General features: G+C 66.8%; 20 protein-coding genes. 12 read left to right on the forward strand and 8 right to left on the reverse strand.

All coding sequences use genetic code 11. The features are described 5' to 3' along the window. Positions 1–15: 15 nt before the first annotated feature. The 3 genes from O2K97_RS12465 to O2K97_RS12475 all read right to left on the reverse strand — a co-directional run bounded on the left by O2K97_RS12465 (position 16) and on the right by O2K97_RS12475 (position 1,389). Complete coding sequence (locus tag O2K97_RS12465; RefSeq protein WP_269219501.1) at positions 16–360, reverse strand: RidA family protein; 345 nt, start codon at positions 358–360, stop codon at positions 16–18. A gap of 61 nt (positions 361–421) precedes the next feature. After that, positions 422–898: a hypothetical protein gene (locus O2K97_RS12470; RefSeq protein WP_269219502.1), complete on the reverse strand. Its 477-nt coding sequence runs from the start codon at positions 896–898 to the stop codon at positions 422–424. 41 nt (positions 899–939) lie between these two features. Next, a complete protein-coding gene (locus O2K97_RS12475; protein WP_039246401.1) occupies positions 940–1,389 on the reverse strand; it encodes an Lrp/AsnC family transcriptional regulator in 450 nt (149 codons plus the stop codon). Positions 1,390–1,524: 135 nt separating this feature from the next. Between O2K97_RS12475 and O2K97_RS12480 the strand changes: the two genes are divergently transcribed. Further along, positions 1,525–2,811: a D-amino acid dehydrogenase gene (locus tag O2K97_RS12480; RefSeq protein ID WP_269219503.1), complete on the forward strand. Its 1,287-nt coding sequence runs from the start codon at positions 1,525–1,527 to the stop codon at positions 2,809–2,811. Positions 2,812–3,156: 345 nt separating this feature from the next. Then, entirely contained in the window at positions 3,157–4,242 is a 1,086-nt protein-coding gene (gene queA, locus O2K97_RS12485; RefSeq protein ID WP_269219504.1) for a tRNA preQ1(34) S-adenosylmethionine ribosyltransferase-isomerase QueA, read from the forward strand. Positions 4,243–4,422: 180 nt separating this feature from the next. Here queA and pdxH read toward each other — a convergent pair whose 3' ends face one another. Next, positions 4,423–5,097: a pyridoxamine 5'-phosphate oxidase gene (gene pdxH / locus O2K97_RS12490; RefSeq protein ID WP_137722581.1), complete on the reverse strand. Its 675-nt coding sequence runs from the start codon at positions 5,095–5,097 to the stop codon at positions 4,423–4,425. 110 nt (positions 5,098–5,207) lie between these two features. Here pdxH and O2K97_RS12495 point away from each other — a divergent pair, with 110 nt between their 5' ends. Together O2K97_RS12495 and aroC are read left to right on the forward strand one after the other, a co-directional pair. Then, a complete protein-coding gene (locus tag O2K97_RS12495; RefSeq protein ID WP_269219505.1) occupies positions 5,208–5,954 on the forward strand; it encodes a J domain-containing protein in 747 nt (248 codons plus the stop codon). Between the two features lie 9 nt (positions 5,955–5,963). Further along, positions 5,964–7,049 carry a chorismate synthase gene (aroC, locus tag O2K97_RS12500; RefSeq protein ID WP_269219506.1) on the forward strand — a complete coding sequence of 362 codons (1,086 nt, stop codon included), beginning with the start codon at positions 5,964–5,966 and terminating at the stop codon, positions 7,047–7,049. Here aroC and O2K97_RS12505 read toward each other — a convergent pair whose 3' ends face one another. Then, complete coding sequence (locus O2K97_RS12505) at positions 7,050–7,178, reverse strand: hypothetical protein (protein WP_269219507.1); 129 nt, start codon at positions 7,176–7,178, stop codon at positions 7,050–7,052. 98 nt (positions 7,179–7,276) lie between these two features. Between O2K97_RS12505 and O2K97_RS12510 the strand changes: the two genes are divergently transcribed. After that, positions 7,277–7,618 (forward strand): VOC family protein, encoded by a 342-nt coding sequence (locus tag O2K97_RS12510; RefSeq protein WP_269219508.1) that lies wholly within the window; start codon positions 7,277–7,279, stop codon positions 7,616–7,618. Positions 7,619–7,621: 3 nt separating this feature from the next. On the opposite strand, the gene O2K97_RS12515 is transcribed toward O2K97_RS12510, so the two are convergent. From O2K97_RS12515 to thiE, 3 genes are all read right to left on the reverse strand, one after another. Continuing rightward, complete coding sequence (locus O2K97_RS12515; protein WP_269219509.1) at positions 7,622–8,428, reverse strand: hypothetical protein; 807 nt, start codon at positions 8,426–8,428, stop codon at positions 7,622–7,624. 43 nt (positions 8,429–8,471) lie between these two features. After that, complete coding sequence (locus O2K97_RS12520) at positions 8,472–10,163, reverse strand: sensor histidine kinase (RefSeq protein ID WP_269219510.1); 1,692 nt, start codon at positions 10,161–10,163, stop codon at positions 8,472–8,474. A gap of 62 nt (positions 10,164–10,225) precedes the next feature. Continuing rightward, on the reverse strand, positions 10,226–10,879 hold the full coding sequence (gene thiE, locus O2K97_RS12525) for a thiamine phosphate synthase (RefSeq protein WP_269219511.1): 654 nt from the start codon (positions 10,877–10,879) through the stop codon (positions 10,226–10,228). 131 nt (positions 10,880–11,010) lie between these two features. On the opposite strand from thiE, the gene O2K97_RS12530 reads away from it, so the two are divergent. The 7 genes from O2K97_RS12530 (at position 11,011) to O2K97_RS12560 (ending at position 16,611) form a co-directional block, all read left to right on the forward strand. Then, positions 11,011–11,196 (forward strand): (2Fe-2S)-binding protein, encoded by a 186-nt coding sequence (locus O2K97_RS12530; RefSeq protein WP_017504559.1) that lies wholly within the window; start codon positions 11,011–11,013, stop codon positions 11,194–11,196. A gap of 141 nt (positions 11,197–11,337) precedes the next feature. After that, a complete protein-coding gene (gene bfr / locus O2K97_RS12535; protein ID WP_269219512.1) occupies positions 11,338–11,838 on the forward strand; it encodes a bacterioferritin in 501 nt (166 codons plus the stop codon). A 69-nt stretch (positions 11,839–11,907) separates the two neighbouring features. Beyond that, positions 11,908–12,468 carry a tryptophan-rich sensory protein gene (locus O2K97_RS12540; RefSeq protein ID WP_269219513.1) on the forward strand — a complete coding sequence of 187 codons (561 nt, stop codon included), beginning with the start codon at positions 11,908–11,910 and terminating at the stop codon, positions 12,466–12,468. Positions 12,469–12,571: 103 nt separating this feature from the next. Next, positions 12,572–13,138, forward strand: a complete 567-nt coding sequence (gene efp, locus O2K97_RS12545; RefSeq protein WP_269219514.1) for an elongation factor P — start codon at positions 12,572–12,574, stop codon at positions 13,136–13,138. Positions 13,139–13,242: 104 nt separating this feature from the next. Then, positions 13,243–14,049: an inositol monophosphatase family protein gene (locus O2K97_RS12550; RefSeq protein ID WP_017504555.1), complete on the forward strand. Its 807-nt coding sequence runs from the start codon at positions 13,243–13,245 to the stop codon at positions 14,047–14,049. A gap of 195 nt (positions 14,050–14,244) precedes the next feature. Continuing rightward, positions 14,245–15,285, forward strand: coding sequence for a glycerophosphodiester phosphodiesterase (locus O2K97_RS12555; RefSeq protein WP_269219515.1), 1,041 nt, complete (start codon positions 14,245–14,247; stop codon positions 15,283–15,285). 114 nt (positions 15,286–15,399) lie between these two features. After that, entirely contained in the window at positions 15,400–16,611 is a 1,212-nt protein-coding gene (locus tag O2K97_RS12560; protein ID WP_269219516.1) for a hypothetical protein, read from the forward strand.

Genomic DNA, 16,611 nt, shown 5'->3' on the forward strand with positions numbered 1-16,611 from the left:
CCCGGTCAACCGCGATCAGGCTTTGGCGGCGATTACGATGATTTCGACCTTGTAGTCGGGCAACGCGAGCCGGCTTTCGCCCGTGGCGCGGGCCGGCGGGTTGGCGGTGTCGACCCAGGCGTCCCAGACGCCGTTCATCGCCTCGAAGTCGGCGATGTCGGCCAGCCAGATCTGGGCCATCAGGATCCGGGACTTGTCGCTGCCGGCCTCGGCCAGCAGCGCCTCGATCTCGGCCAGCGCCGTTCGGGTCTGCGTCGCCACGTCGTCGCCGGGTTCGCCGACCTGGCCCGAGAGATAGATGGTGTCGCCGTGGACCACGGCCTCGCTCATGCGGGCGCCGGGCTGGATGCGGGTGATCATGGGCGGGGCTCCTTCGAAAACGTCCCTCACCTATCGCCGCCGGGGCTCGGCTGTCGAGCGGCTAGCGGCGGTTGAACCGCGAGACGGTAAGGCCGACGACCAGGGCGCCGGCGCCGACGATCAGGGCGTCCTCGATCAGGCCGCTCTTGGTCTGGCCGATGCGGGCCATGGCCTTCTTGCGCCCCGAGAGGGTCAGATAGGCCAGCGGCACGGCCGTGCCGACCGCCAGGCCTGCGCCCAGCTTCTCCTTGCCGCGAGGGGCCAGGGCGGCGCCGGCGATGCCCGCGCTCATGACCCGGGCCAATAGGCCGAGAAAGACAGTGCGATCGGGCGCGGACTTCATTTTGTCGCCCAGCAGTTCGCCGACGCCCATGGCCAGGGCGCCGAACTTGAACAGCGGCCGGTTCAGCAGGAAGACCCGACCGGGCAAGGGCTTATGCGCCAGTTCGGCGGTGGCGAGGGCCGCCATCGGGGTCATGGAACGGGCGCTGGCGACGGCGCCGATGAGGGCGGACGGGAGGAGGTCGAGGGCTTTCATGCCGCCACAACACCCGACCGGGCAGGAAGGTTCAGCCCGTTTCAGCCGCGCGCCGCCAGGACGTTGCGGATCGCCAGGCTGGAGTGGATGCGCGACACCCCCGGCAGACGCGACAGGACGTCCTTATGGATCACCTCATAGGCGGCGATGTCGGGCGCGACGGCGCGGACGATGTAGTCGGCCTCGCCCGCCATCAGATAGCAGTCGCGGATTTCCGGGTGGTTGCGGACGGCCGCCTCGAACCGACGCATGTGGTCGTCGGTCTGCTTCTCCAGCGTGATCTCGACATAGGCGACGACGCCGTCGTCGCTGTCGTTGGCCAGGACGGCGGCATAGCCCCGGATCACCCCGCGTTCTTCCAGCCGCCGCACGCGCCGCAGGCAGGCGGAAGGCGACAGACCGACGGCGGAGGCTAGGTCCGCATTGCTGATGCGCCCGTCGGCGCGGAGCCGTTGAAGGAGGCGTTGGTCGAGGGGATCGAGCAGGGACACAAGTTTCCGCCGTTCAGCCGCAGATTATTGCGTCAGCTTTCTATCAGCGACCGATCGTTGCGCAAACAGGCAGGATCGTCGATCCATGCGGCGCTAGCTTGCGGCGAATAACAATATTGGGCTTGGGAACGTCACATGCGGGTTCTGGTGCTTGGGTCGGGCGTCATAGGCGTCACCACCGCCTGGTATCTCAGCCAGGCCGGGCATGAGGTCACGGTGGTGGATCGGCAGGCCGGTCCGGCGCTGGAGACCAGCTTCGCCAACGCCGCGCAGATTTCGCCGGGCTATTCCGCGCCCTGGGCTGCGCCGTCGATCCCGGTCAAGGCGATGAAGTGGCTGCTGATGCGCCACGCGCCGCTGATCGTGCGGCCGCGGCTGGACATGGCCATGGTGCGCTGGACCGTCGCCATGCTGCGCAACTGCACCCATGACCGCTATGCGCTGAACAAAAGCCGGATGGTGCGTCTGGCCGAATACAGCCGCGACCAGATCGACCTGCTGCGCCGCGAGACCGGCATCGCCTATGACGGTCGCCAGCAGGGCACGCTGCAGCTGTTCCGCACCGAAAAGCAGCTGGCCGACGTGCACAAGGACGTCGATGTGCTGAAGGCCGCCGGCGTGCCGTGCGAGGTTCTGGACCGCGCGGGCTGTATCGCGGCCGAGCCGGGCCTGGCCGCCTCCGACGTCGATTTCGTCGGAGGCCTTCGTCTGCCGCACGACGAGACGGGCGACTGCTTCCTGTTCACCAATGCCCTGGCGAATCTGGCGGCGGAGCGCGGCGTGGTCTTCCACACCGGGACCGAGATCCAGTCGATCACGATGACGGACGGTCGTGCGACCGGCGCCCTGACCAGCAAGGGCGCCATGACGGCCGATCTGGTGATCCTGGCGCTCGGTTCCTATTCGCCGATGATGGCCAAGCCGCTGGGTCTCGATCTGCCGGTCTATCCGGTGAAGGGCTATTCGATCACGGCCAAGATCGTGAACGAAGACCGGGCGCCCGTCTCCACCGTCATGGACGAAAGCTACAAGGTGGCGATCACGCGTCTGGGCGACCGCATCCGCGTGGGCGGCATGGCCGAGCTGTCGGGATACAACAACACCCTGCCCGCCGTCCGTCGCGAGACCCTGGCCCATTCTGTCGGCAGCCTGTTTCCGGGCGGCGGCGACCTGGCGGGCGCCAGCTATTGGTCGGGCCTGCGTCCAATGACGCCGGACGGCACGCCGGTGATCGGCGCGACCAAGGTTCCGGGGCTTTATCTAAACACCGGCCACGGCACCCTGGGCTGGACCATGGCGTGCGGCTCGGCACGGGTGCTGGCCGACATCGTCGATGGCAAGGCGCCCGAGATCGAGACCCGCGACCTGTCGCTGAACCGCTACGGCGCCTGGGCCGGGGCGTTCGCGCCGGGCTACAGCTGAGATCAGACGTCGGCGGGGAATTTTACCGTCTAAAGAGTCTAATTCGTCTAATCGCGCGGCGGCGGGGCCTTGGGGCGCGGACGGGAATTCACCGTCTAAAGTGTCTAATTCGTCTAATCTGACGCCATCATCCGGGTGAGGCGCGGGCGGGATTTGGTCGTCCCTTCCGCCTGAACTTACGCTGTCAAAGATCCACGGCCAGTCTAGCACGTGGCCGGAGCGCGGTCGGTTAGACGCCGCTCGGGGGCGAAAACCCGTTGGAAATCAAATAGCGGGGCGCCGACGATGCGCTGGCAGCACGCCGCAGCGTGGCGCGGCGCGTCGGAGCCCCCTATAGAGCGCGCGATGAAGACCGCCGATTTTGATTTCGACCTGCCCGAAGACCGGATTGCGTTGCGCCCCGCCGATCCGCGCGATTCCGCACGGCTGCTGGTGGTGAAAGGCGGCGCGCTGGAGGACCGGATCATTCGCGATCTGCCGGACTTCCTGCAGCCGGGCGACGCCCTGGTGTTCAACGATACGCGGGTCATTCCCGCCCGTCTGTCGGGCGTGCGTCAGCGGATCGGGGCCGAGGGCGAGACCCTGATGGTCGAGGTGGAGGCGACGCTGCACCACCGCGACGCGCCCGACGTCTGGTCCGCATTCATGAAGCCGGGCAAGCGGATCAAGCCGGGGGATCGGATCCGGTTCGGAAGCGCGAGCGACGCCGCCTGCGACCTGGGACGGCTGGACGCGACGGTGACGGCCAAGGGGGAAGACGGCCTGATCACCCTGACCTTCGACCTGGCGGGACCGGCGCTGGACGATGCGATCCGAGATGTCGGGGTCATGCCCCTGCCGCCCTATATCGCCGCCAAACGGGCCGAGGACGACCGCGACCGGTCGGACTATCAGACCGTGTTCGCCGAGCATGACGGGTCGGTCGCGGCGCCGACGGCGGGGCTGCATTTCACCCCGGCCCTGCTGGACGCCATCCGCGCCAAGGGCGTCTCGACCCATGCGGTGACGCTGCATGTCGGGGCCGGCACCTTCCTGCCGGTCAAGGCCGACGATCTGGCCGACCACAAGATGCACAGCGAATGGGGCGAGGTGTCGCCTGAAACCGCCGCCGCCCTGAATGCCGTTCATGCAAAGGGCGGGCGCATCGTCTGCGTCGGCACCACCTCCCTGCGGCTGCTGGAAAGCGCGACGGCCGAGGACGGCGAGATCAAACCCTTCCACGGCGACACGGCCATCTTCATCACGCCCGGCTATCGGTTCCGGGCGGTCGATGTGCTGATGACCAACTTCCACCTGCCGAAGTCGACGCTGTTCATGCTGGTCAGCGCCTTTGCCGGCACGGCGACGATGAAGGCGGCCTATGCTCATGCGGTCGCCGACGGCTATCGCTTCTATTCCTACGGCGACGGATCGCTGCTGTTCAGAGCGTAAAAAGCCCTAAAGCTCTACAGTCCGTCATTCCGGGGCTAAGCGTAGCGAAGAACCCGGAAGCCAGGGCCACGCCTCCACCGCCGATCGCAATCCAACGCCGGATGCGAGCCTCCTGGGTTCCGGGTTCGCCCTTCGGGCGCCCCGGAATGACGGCTGTGGGACGGATATCAGTAATCCCGATCAGGGCCAGAGGCGGCCCGAGCGCCAGGCCTCGCCGTCGCGGTCGAACCGCAGTCGGTCATGCAGGCGGAACGGGCGATCGCGCCAGAACTCGACCGAGCGCGGCACGACGCGCCAGCCGGTCCAGTGGGACGGGCGCGGCACCTCCTGACCATCGAAACGCGCGGTTTCACGACCCACGGCCTCTTCCAGCACCGTGCGGTCCGACAGGGGGCGGGACTGGTCCGAAGCCCAGGCGCCGATGCGGCTTTCGCGCGCGCGGCTGGCGAAATAGGCGTCGGCCTCGGCCGGCGTGACCGGCTCGACCGCGCCGCGCACCCGCACCTGGCGACGCAGGGATTTCCAGTGGAAGGTCAGGGCGGCGGCCGCGCAACCGGCCAGTTCGACGCCCTTGGCGCTCTCGCTGTTCGAATAGAAGGTGAAGCCTCGCGCATCGACGTCCTTCAGCAGGACGATCCGCGCATCGGGCAGGCCGTCGGCGTCGACGGTCGACAGGGTCATGGCGTTGGGATCGTTCGGCTCGTGCGCCCTCGCGTCCGCCAGCCATTCGACGAACAGGCCGATCGGTTCGGGCCGATCGAAGATGGTCTCGTCGCCATTCGCGGCCAGGGCGGCGGCATAGTCGCGGGCGTATTCCTCACGCGACGGGCTGGGCGGGATCACGGATGCGGTCATGAGGGTGATGTAGTCGGTGCAGGCGCGGCTGGGAATGATCGCGGTCAAAAACGGGCGCCTCGTCGTCAGGGTTAACCGCCCATTGACCCTGATGGGCGAACGGTGACGGCATGAGCGCGCCTGTTACAATTTCAGATGTGTCCGGCGTCCGCGAGGCCCTGTCGATCCTGGGCCTGGAAACGGATGTGCGCGGCGATGTCGATGCGTCGACGCTGAAGGCCGCCTTCCGCACGGCGGTGAAGGCGGCGCGGCCGGATCAGGCCGGCGGGGACGCCGAGCGGTTCCGGCGCGTGATCGCGGCCTATCGGCTGATCCAGGCGCACCAGCCCCCTCGCCCCGCCCTGTCGGCGCCAACCGCGCGGCCCGCGCCGATGCCGGTTCTGGTCCTGTCGCCGATGCAGGCCCTGGCCGGGGGGCAGGTCGAGGTTCGGCTGGGCGCGCGCATAGTACGGGTCACGGCGCCCAAGGGCCTGCGCAGCGGCGATCATCTGCGGCTGAGACGCGGGGCGGCGGACGGGAGCGACCTTTATCTGTCGGTGCTGATCCGGCCCGAAGACGGGCTGTCGGTCGTCGGCGACGACCTGTTCATGACCTGGCCCGTCGAGCGTCGCCTGATGGCCGACGGCGGGCGGGTGGAAATCGAGACCCCTGTCGGCACGCGCTCGGCCTGGATCACCGCCGACATGGCCGTCCCAGTACGGGTGCGGTTGAAGGACCTGGGCCTGCCCGCGCGCGGATCGCGGCCGGCGGGCCATCTGTTCGTGACGCTGGAGCCGTCGTCCGATGTTCCCTCGGCGGCCGAGGACCTGCTGGTGCGCTTCACGCGGGTCTGGACGCAGGAGCGTCTGGCGGCCTAAGTCGGGGCCATGTCGCACAACACCTTCGGCCATCTGTTTCGCGTGACCACCTGGGGCGAGAGCCACGGGCCGGCGATCGGCTGCGTCGTGGACGGATGCCCGCCGATGATCCCCCTGACCGAGGCGGATCTTCAACCGTGGCTGGATCAGCGGAAGCCGGGCGGCAGCCGCTTCGTGACCCAGCGCAAGGAAAGCGACACGGCGCGCATCCTGTCAGGCGTGTTCGACGACGGCGACGGGCCGGTGACGACGGGCACGCCGATCTCGATCATGATCGAGAACGAGGACCAGCGGTCAAAGGACTATGGCGAGATCGCCCGCGCCTATCGGCCGGGGCACGCCGACTATGCCTATCAGGCCAAATACGGGGTGCGCGACCACCGGGGCGGCGGTCGATCCTCGGCGCGCGAGACCGCCAGCCGCGTGGCGGCCGGGGCCGTGGCGCGCAAGGTGCTGGGCGACGGCGTGAAGATCAGGGCGGGCGTGGTGCAGATCGGACCGCATAAGATCGCACCGGACCGGATCGATTTCGACGCCGTCCACACCAATCCACTCTTCGCCGCCTCGGCCGAGGTCGTGGGCGATTGGGAGGCTTATCTGGACAGCATCCGCAAGGCGGGATCGTCGGTCGGGGCGGTCGTCGCACTGGAGGTCACAGGCGTTTCGGCGGGCTGGGGCGCGCCGCTGTACGGCAAGCTGGATTCAGAACTGGCTGCGGCCCTGATGTCGATCAATGCGGCCAAGGGGGTCGAGATCGGGGCGGGCTTCGAGGCCGCCGAACTGACCGGCGAACAGAACGCCGACGAGATGCGGCTGGACCTGAACAAGCAGCCGGTATTCCTGTCGAACAAGGCGGGCGGGGTGCTGGGCGGGATTTCGACGGGCCAGCCGGTGACGGCGCGGGTTGCGTTCAAGCCGACCTCGTCCATCCTGACCCTGCGCCAGACGATCACCCGCGACGGCGAAGAGACGAACCTGCGCACCAAGGGGCGTCACGACCCGTGCGTCGCCCTGCGCGCCGTGCCGGTGGTCGAGGCCATGGCCGCCTGCGTCCTCGCCGACGCGCATCTGAGGCACCGCGCCCAGGTCGGGTGATCAGGGCTTGGGGCGGGCTTGTCGCTGGTTGGCGCGACCGGCGTCGAGCCTAAGCGACGGCTCGGCCGGACGCGCCTCGCACCGCATCAGGGCCATCAGGGCCGACAGGCCTGTCGTCATCACGATCATCGCTCGATTCCTGCAACTGCGAACCGTTTGCAGGTTTGCGCATGTCGAGGGCGCGTGCAAGACAAGGGACCGGTGGCGCCCAACTTAGGAGATCAACCGTGCGTGAAGACGGAAAGCTGGACTACCTCGAACTGCCCGCCGCCAACCTGCCTGCGACCAAGCAATTCTACAGCCAGGCGTTCGGCTGGACCTTCGTGGATTACGGCCCGACCTATGCGGCCTTCGATCAGGGTCTGGACGGCGGGTTCGACGCCGACCAGGCCGATCAGACCAGGGCTCCCCTGCCCATCCTGTACGCCCACGAGCTTGAAGCCATGCTGGCCAAGGTTGAGGCGGCCGGCGGCCGGATTTTGAAACCGATCTACAGCTTCCCCGGCGGTCGCCGCTTCCACTTCGCCGATCCGGCCGGCACCGAAATGGCGGTGTGGTCCGAGGGCTGAGCCCTATTTGACGTCGATGGACTGGCCGATGCGTTCGGCCAGATCCCGGTCCGCGCCCTCAACGCTGGCGATCCAGACGTGGATCTCCTTGGGGTCCGTGGCGCGCTGGAACAGGTGCTCCATCGCCAGACGGCGGCTGCCTTCGGTCACGACGACCGAGGCGCGGCCGCCGGCGCGGACCGTCTCGCCGTCATAGATCTGAAATTGCGACGACGGGCCGGCGTAGATCATCAGCAGGGTCTGGTCGCCGCGCTGGACACGATAGATGCTGGCGTTCGCACCGGCGCGCGCCGGGGTGATCGTCAGGCCGGCAGGCAGCTGGATGCTGAACGGCAGAGCGGCGATGGCGGCGGCGTTCAAGGCCGCCGGGGCGGGTGCGGCGGCCGGCGCTGTTGCGGCAGGCGCGGTCGTTGCCGGTTGGGGCGCGGTCGCTTGAGGCGTGCTTGTGGTCGGTGCTGGCGTTTGCGGACGTGTCGCCGTAGCCGGGCGCGTCGTGGCCGCCGGGCTTTGGCCGATGGGCGGCTGGGCCTGGGTCGTGCGCGGTGCGGATGACGCGGCGGGCGCCGGACGCGGCGATGCTGCGGGGGTCTGGCCGATCGGAGGCAAGGCCTGGGTCGTCGACCTGGCCGGAGCCTGGGCCGGCATCTGGGCCGGGGCCTGGCTCGGGGTTGCGGTGGAGGCGGCGGGCGGGGTCGCGGAAGGCGGCGCGCTGTTCAGATCGCGCGTCAGGTTTGAACCGGGACGTTGCGGCGGGGGCGTCGTCGCCTGTCCGGAAATCACGAGGGCGGCGGCAAGGGCGATCATGGGCATGGCCCGACCATCGCGCGGCCGGGGCGCGACCGCAAGCGCGACCTCATGCCTTGGGCAGCGCGACCCAGAAGGTGGCGCCCTCGCCCGGCGCCGAGATCACGCCGATCGAGCCGCCCTGCAACTCGACCAATCGCTTGGCCAGGGCCAGGCCGACGCCGTGTCCCTCGACCGTCGAACGCTCGAGGCCCAGGCGGTTGAAGGGTTCGAACAACTGCGCCTGCTTCTGTAGCGACAGGCCGGGGCCGAAATCGCTGACCTCGATGCGGACGCAGTCGTCCTGACGAAGCGCCCGCAGCACGACACGACCGCCGGACCCGCCGTATTTCAGCGCATTGCTGGTCAGGTTGGTGATGATCTGGGCCAGACGCTGGGAGTCCGCGACCGCGATCAAGCCATCGCCCTCGCACACCACCACGACGACGACCCAGTCAGCGTCGGGCCACAGCAGACAGGTGCGGCGCACGTCTTCCAACAGACCCGGAATGTCGGTCGGGCGCAGATCGACCCGGACGGCCCCGGATTCGGCGCGGGCCACATCCAGCAGATCGTGGGCCAGGGTCTCGACCTGCCGCGCGGTCTTGACCAGCATGTCGGACATCTCGGCCTGCTGGGCCGAGACCGGCCCCAGGTGGCCCTGCCGCCATAGATCGCCGATGCCGATGATGCCGGCAACGGGGCTCTTGATCTCATGGGCGACGTTGGCGAGCAGGCGAGACTTGGCCTCCGAGGCCTTTTCGGCGCGTTCGCGACCGACGCGCGCGCGCTCCGCCAGAAGATCGCGCTCTTCCAGCAGCGAGGCCACCAGCAGCACGGGCATATAGCCGATCAGCACCAGCATCTGAGCCATCAAAACCTGGTGGGTCAGGTCGCCCTGAGCATAGGGGCCATTGCCGATCATGGCGCTGCCGACCAGCAGCACGCTCATCACGACCAGGGTAAAGGCTGTGCCGGCGACGCCGAGCCGCACCGCGATGCCCAGCAGAAGCGGCAGCAGGACAAAGCCCATCGGCACGTCGCCCGTGAAGGCGACATAATAGAAGACGGGAACCAGTCCGATCAGAACGACGGCCTCGATCAGTTTCCTGGGCTTCAGCAGGCGGGCGAACATGGCGGGCGTCAGCGACATGCCCAGCGAGCCCAGCACAGCGATGCCCAAAGTGTGGCCAAGCCACCAGGTCTGGAAGCCCTGCCACACGATCTCGGTCTGACCGATCTGCGACAGGATAAGGACACTGCAAAGGGCGGCCGGGATCGGCGCCAGGACAGCCGCGAAGATCAGAAAGCTGACCGCGCCGTTCAGGCTGGACAGATTGAGCGTGGGAGAGAACCGGCGCGCCAGCAGGACGGCCCCCACGATTTCAATCATGTTGGTGATGGTGAAGGCCAGCGCCAGCGGCGGGTTGTTGCCGGCGATGATCTCGCCGATCAGGATACTGACCGTCATGACCCCGGCGAAGATCAGGTCGCTGGTGCGGCCACGGCTGGTGCGCAGCCAGACAGCGACCGCAACGCCGCTGGCGCCCCAGAGACCGGCGACCAGACCGGCCGAACGCGTGTAGGCGATGGCCATGGCGACCAGGATGGCGACCGCCACGCCCGTCAATACCGGGATCAGGGGATTAGGACCGTCAGGGCCGTCGGCGTCGCCTGGGCCGGGCCGATAGCCGACCTCCATCACGCCCTTGACGGACGCGGTGCGGGGCTCATCGGCATTGAGCGCGCGGCTCACGATCATGGACAGGTTCCGACCAATCAGAGGTCGGGATAGGACGACACGGTTCCTAATATCCCCTGAAGTCAGGCCCGCAATTTTTTATTGAAACGCCTGACGGCCTCGGTCGCGCCCTCAGGATGGTTCCAGACCCCGCCGCTGACCGCCACGAAGTCGGCGCCGGCATGGGCAAGCTCTGCGGCGTTTTCTACTGTGATCCCGCCGATGGCGACGCAGGGCGTCTCGACCGTCTCTTGCCACACCGTCAGGATGTCCAGCGGCGGGCGATGCACCGTTTCCTTTGTATCGGTGGGATAGAAGGCGCCGAAGGCGACGTAGTCGGCGCCGCCCTCTGCGGCGTCCCAGGCCAGATCGCGGTCGTCGTGGCAGGTGACGCCGATCATGGCGTCCGGCCCCATGATACGCCGCGCCTCGGCCAGCGAGCCGTCTTCCTGACCGATGTGAACGCCGTCGCAGCCGGTGGCCCGCGCCAGATCGGGCCGGTCATTCAGCAGGACCGCGACATCGTGACGCCGCGCGATGGGAGCCAAGACCTCGACCGCCGTGCGGATGGCGGCGTCGTCGGCGGGCTTCAGCCGGATCTGCAAGGCCGCGACATCGCCGGCGGCCAAGGCCTGATCGAGGGTTTGCGCAAAGGCGTTCAGGTCGGCGATCGCGGGCGGCGTGATCAGGTACAGCCGGCAGGGCGGACGCTCGGGGACGGTGGGTGTTCGGGCCATGTCCGTCATTGCCTGCCCCCGCGACCCTCCGTCAACGGCCCAAGGCCGGGCGAAACCGTGCGAACGACTTGCAATCGCCTTAAGGACTGCTATAGCGAACCATTCTCAGCCAGTGAAACGTGTAGCGCCTCGTGTACGTCTGCAACTGTAACGGTCTTCGCCAGCGTGATGTCGCCCAGGCCATCGAGGCCGGCGCCTGCCGTCCGCGTGACATCTTCGCGCGCAACCAGTGCCAGGCCCAGTGCGCCAAATGCGTCTGCGAGATGCGTCAGATGATTCAGGAAAGCCGCGAAGCGTTCGCACTCGCAGCCGAATAGTTTTCTTCGCCTGCGGCCGACAGCCACTCGCACTCTCAATGCAGTGATAAAAACTCGCAAATAAACACACTGGGTTTTACTGTGTTATGGCTGCGCTCGACAGACGGCGATAGCGCCGTGGCGAGACCAAGGACCATGGCCATGAAGGGCGACCCCGCAATCCTGCGCACGCTGAACGCGGTGCTGACCAACGAGCTGACGGCCGTCAATCAGTATTTCCTGCATGCCCGCATGTTCGAAAGCTGGGGCCTCGCGCACCTGGGCAACGTGATCTATGAAGAATCGATCGGCGAGATGAAGCACGCCGACATGCTGATCAAGCGCATCCTCTTCCTGGACGGGCTGCCCAACCTGCAGGACCTGCACAAGCTGAAGGTCGGCGAGGATCCGATCGAGTGCCTGGGCGCCGACCTGCAACTGGAACTGGACAGCCGCGCCACGACCGCCGCCGCCGTGACCCAGTGCGAGGAAACCCGCGATTACGTCAGCCGTGACCTGCTGATGAAGATTCTGGCCGACACCGAAGAGCACATCGACTTCCTGGAAAATCAGCACAAGCTGATCGAGTTGATCGGCGCGCAGAACTATCTGCAATCGGCGATGAAAGAGATCGTCACCGACGGAGCGGCGACCGGCAACTAAGCTCTGCCGTCTGACGGAACCCGTATCCGCTCCGGCCATTAGCCTGTCAGGGCCAAGCTGGAGCGGACCATGACCGATATTGACGACGCCATCGACGACGTGCGCGACGCCGCCGTGGATTTGCTGAACAGCGAGGGCCGCAGCGCAAGCCACGTTGCCGCCGGTATCGCCCTGACGGTCGGATTCGCCCTGCTGGCGCACGGGATCGCGTCGGGGGCGTTGACGCCCAAGCGCAATCTGAAACAGGTCCGCAAGAAGGATCTGCCGATCACGGAAAAGCCGCGCGGCGCCTTCAGCCTGATCCTGCCCGCCGTGTTTTCCGCCACGACCCTGTCTGCGGTGCGCGTCTGGAACGCCCCGCCCCAGCGGGAGCGGACCAGGGCCATGGGCCTGTGGGTGGCCGCCCAGACGGTGAATGCCATCTGGCTGGGGCTGCGTCCGTCGTCGATGGCGCGTCAGGTGGTCGCCGCGATGTCGTCGGCCGGCCTGGCCGCCGCCTTCGCCCACGAAGCGCGCAAGCTGGACGAAGGGGCCGGCAAGATGGCGGCGCCGATCGGGTCGGGCGTGCGGATCGGAAACTTCCTGCACCGCAAGGCCGACGCCGCTTCGAGCGGACGCACCCTGCATTAGGTTGCGTCGCCTTGCCCTTTATCGGGGCTTCCTCTAGGGATCGCGCCCTATTCGCCTCGCCCCGAACGGTGCGAGGGCGCAACTCCATTTCCGATGTGACCCCATGAAGATCAACGGCAACACCATCAAGCCCGGCATGGTCCTGCAGCACAATGGCGGCCTGTGGGTCGTCACCAAGGCCAGCCACGTCAAGCCCGGCAAGGGCGGCGCCTTCGCCAACGTCGAGGCCAAGAACCTCGAGACCGGCAACAAGCTGAACGAACGCTTCCGGTCGGAAGACAAGGTCGAGCGCGTGACCCTGGAGCAGAAGGACTTCTCCTATCTGTTCGACAACGGCGACAGCCTGGTCTTCATGGACGACGCCACCTATGAGCAGATCGAGCTGCAGAAGGACTGGGTCGGCGAAGAGCGCATCCCCTATCTGCAGGAAGGCATGAAGGTCGTCATCGAGATGCACGAAGAGCGTCCGATCGGCCTGGAGCTGCCGGATCAGGTCGTGCTGGAAGTCGCCGAGACCGAGCCGACCGTGAAGGGTCAGACGGCCTCGTCCTCCTACAAGCCCGCCATCGCCTCGAACGGCGTGCGGATCATGATCCCGCCCTATATGTCGGCCGGCGAGAAGATCGTCGTCGACACGACCAGCGGCGAATACGTCCGCCGCGCGGACTAACAGACCACCATGCTAAAGCGGCCCCTCGCGGGGCCGTTCCTTTCTGAACTTCTCCGACTGTCCGGCTGCGGCTTTGAAGGACTTTCGGACCAGGAGATTCCCCGATGGCCCTCGCCTCCGCCCTGCTCCAAGTCATGACCGATGCGGTGCGCAAGACCGCCCGCCCGATGCTGCGCGACTTCGGCGAAGTCTCCCAGCTTCAGGTGTCGAGGAAGGGCCCCGGCGATTTCGTCACGGCCGCCGACCTGAAGGCCGAAGACACGCTCTACGAACTGCTGATGAAGGCCCGCCCCGGCTACGGCTTCCTGGGCGAGGAACGTGGCATGATCGAGGGGACGGACAAGTCCCACACCTGGATCGTCGATCCGATCGACGGCACCACCAACTTCATGCACGCCATGCCCCACTTCGCCATCACGGTGGGGCTGGAGCGCCGCGCGCCGGACGGGTCGAGCGAGATTGTCGCCGGCGTGACCTACAACCCCGTCATGAACGAGCTGTTCTGGGCCGAAAAGGGCAAGGGCTGCTATCTGAACGACCAGCGCATCCGCGTCGCCGGCCGTCGTGATCTGTCCGAAAGCCTGATCGCCACCGGCCTGCCCTTCATCGGCAAGTCGGGCCACGCCCAGTCGATCAAGGACCTGCACGCCGTGGGCCAGCGCGTCGCGGGCATACGCCGCCTGGGCTCGGCCGCCCTGGACTTCGCCTGGGTCGCAGCCGGTCGCTACGACGCCTATTATGAGCGCAATCTGAAGCCCTGGGACGTGGCGGCGGGCATCCTGTTCGTCACCGAGGCCGGCGGCCGGGTCACGACCATCGAGAACGACGGCGATCCCAAGACGGGCAAGTCGATCCTGGCGTCGAACACCGAACTGCATCCGCACCTGCGCAAGGTGCTGCAGGGCTCCTGAGGCTCGCTTCTGTCTCTTCCCCGCTTGCGGGGAAGTGGCGCGGCGCTTCTTCAGCGCCGTGACGAAGGGGATCTTGGTTGATCGCCAGCGACCGGTGGGGCGTCAAGAACCCCTCCACCGCTTCGTGCTCCCCCTCCCCACACGTGGGGCGGAGACGGTCATCGGCCTGTCGCGCCCCTGCCCTATCCAAGGCGGATGATCCGTTTCATCCTGTGCGGCCTCGTCCTTCTGACCGGAACGCCAGCCTTGGCCCAGCCCCTGATCATCGCCCATCGTGGTGCGTCCGGCGAACGGCCCGAGCACACGCGTGCGGCCTATGAACTGGCGATCGAACAGGGCGCGGACGTGATCGAGCCGGATCTGGTGCTGACCAGGGACGGTGTCTTCGTCGATCGGCATGAGAACGAGATCGGCGGCACGACGGACGTGGGCGACCGGCCCGAGTTCGCAGGCCGTCAGACGACCAGGACCATCGACGGGGTCGAGACCACTGGCTGGTTCACCGAAGACTTCACCCTGGCCGAGTTGAAGACTTTGAGGGCCAGGGAGCGGCTGCCCGCATTTCGACGGGACAGCGCCGCCCATGACGGTCAGGAACCAATCCTGACCTTCGACGAGGTCGTCGCCATCGCGCGCGAGGCCTCGGCGCGGACCGGGCGGACGATCGGCGTGGCGCCCGAGCTGAAACACCCGACCTATTTCGCCGCTATCGGCCTGCCGATGGAGGACGGTTTCGTCGCGGAACTGGAGCGGCTGGGTCTGACGGGCGCCGAGGCCCCGATCATCATCCAGTGTTTCGAGGTCGGGCCGCTGGAGCGGTTGGCGACGCGGATCGATGCGCCGCTGGCTCAACTCGTGGCCGCCAAGGGCGGACCGGCGGACAGGGCGGACGTAACCTATGCCCGGATGATCACGCCCGAGGGGCTAAAGGCCATCGCCGCCTACGCCGACTGGCTCGCGCCGGAGATGACCCTGGTCCTGCCGCGCGACGCCGAAGGCCGCACGACCGCGCCGAGCCCCCTGGTCGCCGACGCCCATGCGGCGGGCTTCAAGGTCGTGGTCTGGACCCTGCGGGCCGAGAACGCCTTCCTGGCGGTCGAGCGACGCAGAGGCGACGACCCGGCCGGGCACGGCGACATGACCGGCTATACCTCAGCGTTCGCCGAGGCCGGAGTCGATGCGCTGTTCACCGATTTCTCGGCCCTGGTGCGTCCGGGCCATCGAAACGACCGATAACTCGATGCTTGGCAAAGACGTCGAAGGCCACGTCCAAGCCCGTGTATTAATCATCACAGTCAGGCCAGGATTAACGCCCCAGTTGTATCCTCCGCACAAAGGTGGAGAGAGCAGATGCGAAACTTGGGATTTGCAGCGGCGATCGGCGTCGCCATCGTCACAGGCGTGTGCATCGGCGGAGGACTGGACCTCAGCATCGCCCACCCATCATTGGGGGCGAAGACACGTTTCACTCTGCCTGTGTTCAACCCGTTCGAAGCGAAGGGTGAGACGGGTACGCCTGCCGAACACTCCCACCTCGACTTCAACATTGATGTGACCAAAGGCGACGAGGCCGATGCGGCTTCTTATCGTCCCTCGCCGCGCGGCGTGGGTGTGCTTTCGACGTCGTCTTGCGTCCTCCCGACTGCAGGCGAGCGCAAACTAGTGGTCTTTAGCGTCTATGAGGGCGATGCGATCTCCACAGTCGCGTTGGGTAACCGGGACGTTGAAACAACAACTATAGAGGTTGAAATGGAGGCCGGAGACGAGCCGCTGTATGTGGTCTTGGCAGCCTACGACAACATGGTCTGGCGCTTCTCCGGCGCAACGAGCCGTGTGGAAAAGTTGATTCTATTGGCGGCAGATGGTGCTGTCGCTTCGTCCCGCCGGACAGCGACCCTGCAAGACGCCGAACGCGCGGCCGTCGCCGCCGCTCAAATCGCAGGCGGACGTCGCCAATCAAGCGCTGGAGCACTTTCGGAACGACCATTCGCAGGCGTCACGGGCATCGCGTCAGACGTAATCACGACCCGAAACCCTGGCAGTTGCTTCGGATATTTTTCCGACCCCGAATCAATACAGGCGACGCGAGCAGGCGGCGTAATTCGGAGAGCGACAGGACGCACGCCCGACGTGATCGCCGCGCATTATTCCGTAGGCGCTGTCAAACTACCGTCCGGCAAAGCAGCGAGGGGCGACTGGCTCGGGCGATCCCCGGATGGTTTCGACCAGGGCATGTGGCGCGAACTACTTCGGTTCCACCCAGGCGGCTTCTCAAAGATCGATCCGGATCAGGTTCTCAGCGACGTCAAAGTCGAATCCTATGATGTTCTGCCCCAACAGGCGGGCCTTGCCCAACTCATAGGGTCAGGTCAGATCGTCCGCCTATCCGATGGCTTGCGCATTGACAAACCGATCGCTCGCTTTCCGGCCGGTTTAAGCGGAGCGCATTCTGTAGCCTTCTTGCTCGGCGCAGGCGTTCCTTTGCCAGCCGGAGATCCGGGGCATAGTTGTGTTATCGACGAAGACACAGGCCAAACCGTCCAAGATCGCCGCCTGTGCTGA

This window comes from Brevundimonas vesicularis (genome assembly GCF_027105095.1).
Classification (GTDB): Bacteria; Pseudomonadota; Alphaproteobacteria; order Caulobacterales; family Caulobacteraceae; genus Brevundimonas; species Brevundimonas vesicularis_E.

Coding starts and splice junctions, on each gene's coding strand:
- efp (WP_269219514.1), top strand. CDS start 12,572: ATGAAGATCAACGGCAACACCATCAAGCCCGGCATGGTCCTGCAGCAC.
- O2K97_RS12550 (WP_017504555.1), top strand. CDS start 13,243: ATGGCCCTCGCCTCCGCCCTGCTCCAAGTCATGACCGATGCGGTGCGC.
- thiE (WP_269219511.1), bottom strand. CDS start 10,879: ATGGCCCGAACACCCACCGTCCCCGAGCGTCCGCCCTGCCGGCTGTAC.
- O2K97_RS12560 (WP_269219516.1), top strand. CDS start 15,400: ATGCGAAACTTGGGATTTGCAGCGGCGATCGGCGTCGCCATCGTCACA.
- queA (WP_269219504.1), top strand. CDS start 3,157: ATGAAGACCGCCGATTTTGATTTCGACCTGCCCGAAGACCGGATTGCG.
- aroC (WP_269219506.1), top strand. CDS start 5,964: ATGTCGCACAACACCTTCGGCCATCTGTTTCGCGTGACCACCTGGGGC.
- O2K97_RS12495 (WP_269219505.1), top strand. CDS start 5,208: ATGAGCGCGCCTGTTACAATTTCAGATGTGTCCGGCGTCCGCGAGGCC.
- O2K97_RS12515 (WP_269219509.1), bottom strand. CDS start 8,428: ATGCCCATGATCGCCCTTGCCGCCGCCCTCGTGATTTCCGGACAGGCG.
- O2K97_RS12480 (WP_269219503.1), top strand. CDS start 1,525: ATGCGGGTTCTGGTGCTTGGGTCGGGCGTCATAGGCGTCACCACCGCC.
- O2K97_RS12520 (WP_269219510.1), bottom strand. CDS start 10,163: ATGATCGTGAGCCGCGCGCTCAATGCCGATGAGCCCCGCACCGCGTCC.
- O2K97_RS12470 (WP_269219502.1), bottom strand. CDS start 898: ATGAAAGCCCTCGACCTCCTCCCGTCCGCCCTCATCGGCGCCGTCGCC.
- bfr (WP_269219512.1), top strand. CDS start 11,338: ATGAAGGGCGACCCCGCAATCCTGCGCACGCTGAACGCGGTGCTGACC.
- O2K97_RS12465 (WP_269219501.1), bottom strand. CDS start 360: ATGATCACCCGCATCCAGCCCGGCGCCCGCATGAGCGAGGCCGTGGTC.
- O2K97_RS12540 (WP_269219513.1), top strand. CDS start 11,908: ATGACCGATATTGACGACGCCATCGACGACGTGCGCGACGCCGCCGTG.
- pdxH (WP_137722581.1), bottom strand. CDS start 5,097: ATGACCGCATCCGTGATCCCGCCCAGCCCGTCGCGTGAGGAATACGCC.
- O2K97_RS12505 (WP_269219507.1), bottom strand. CDS start 7,178: ATGATCGTGATGACGACAGGCCTGTCGGCCCTGATGGCCCTGATGCGG.
- O2K97_RS12555 (WP_269219515.1), top strand. CDS start 14,245: ATGATCCGTTTCATCCTGTGCGGCCTCGTCCTTCTGACCGGAACGCCA.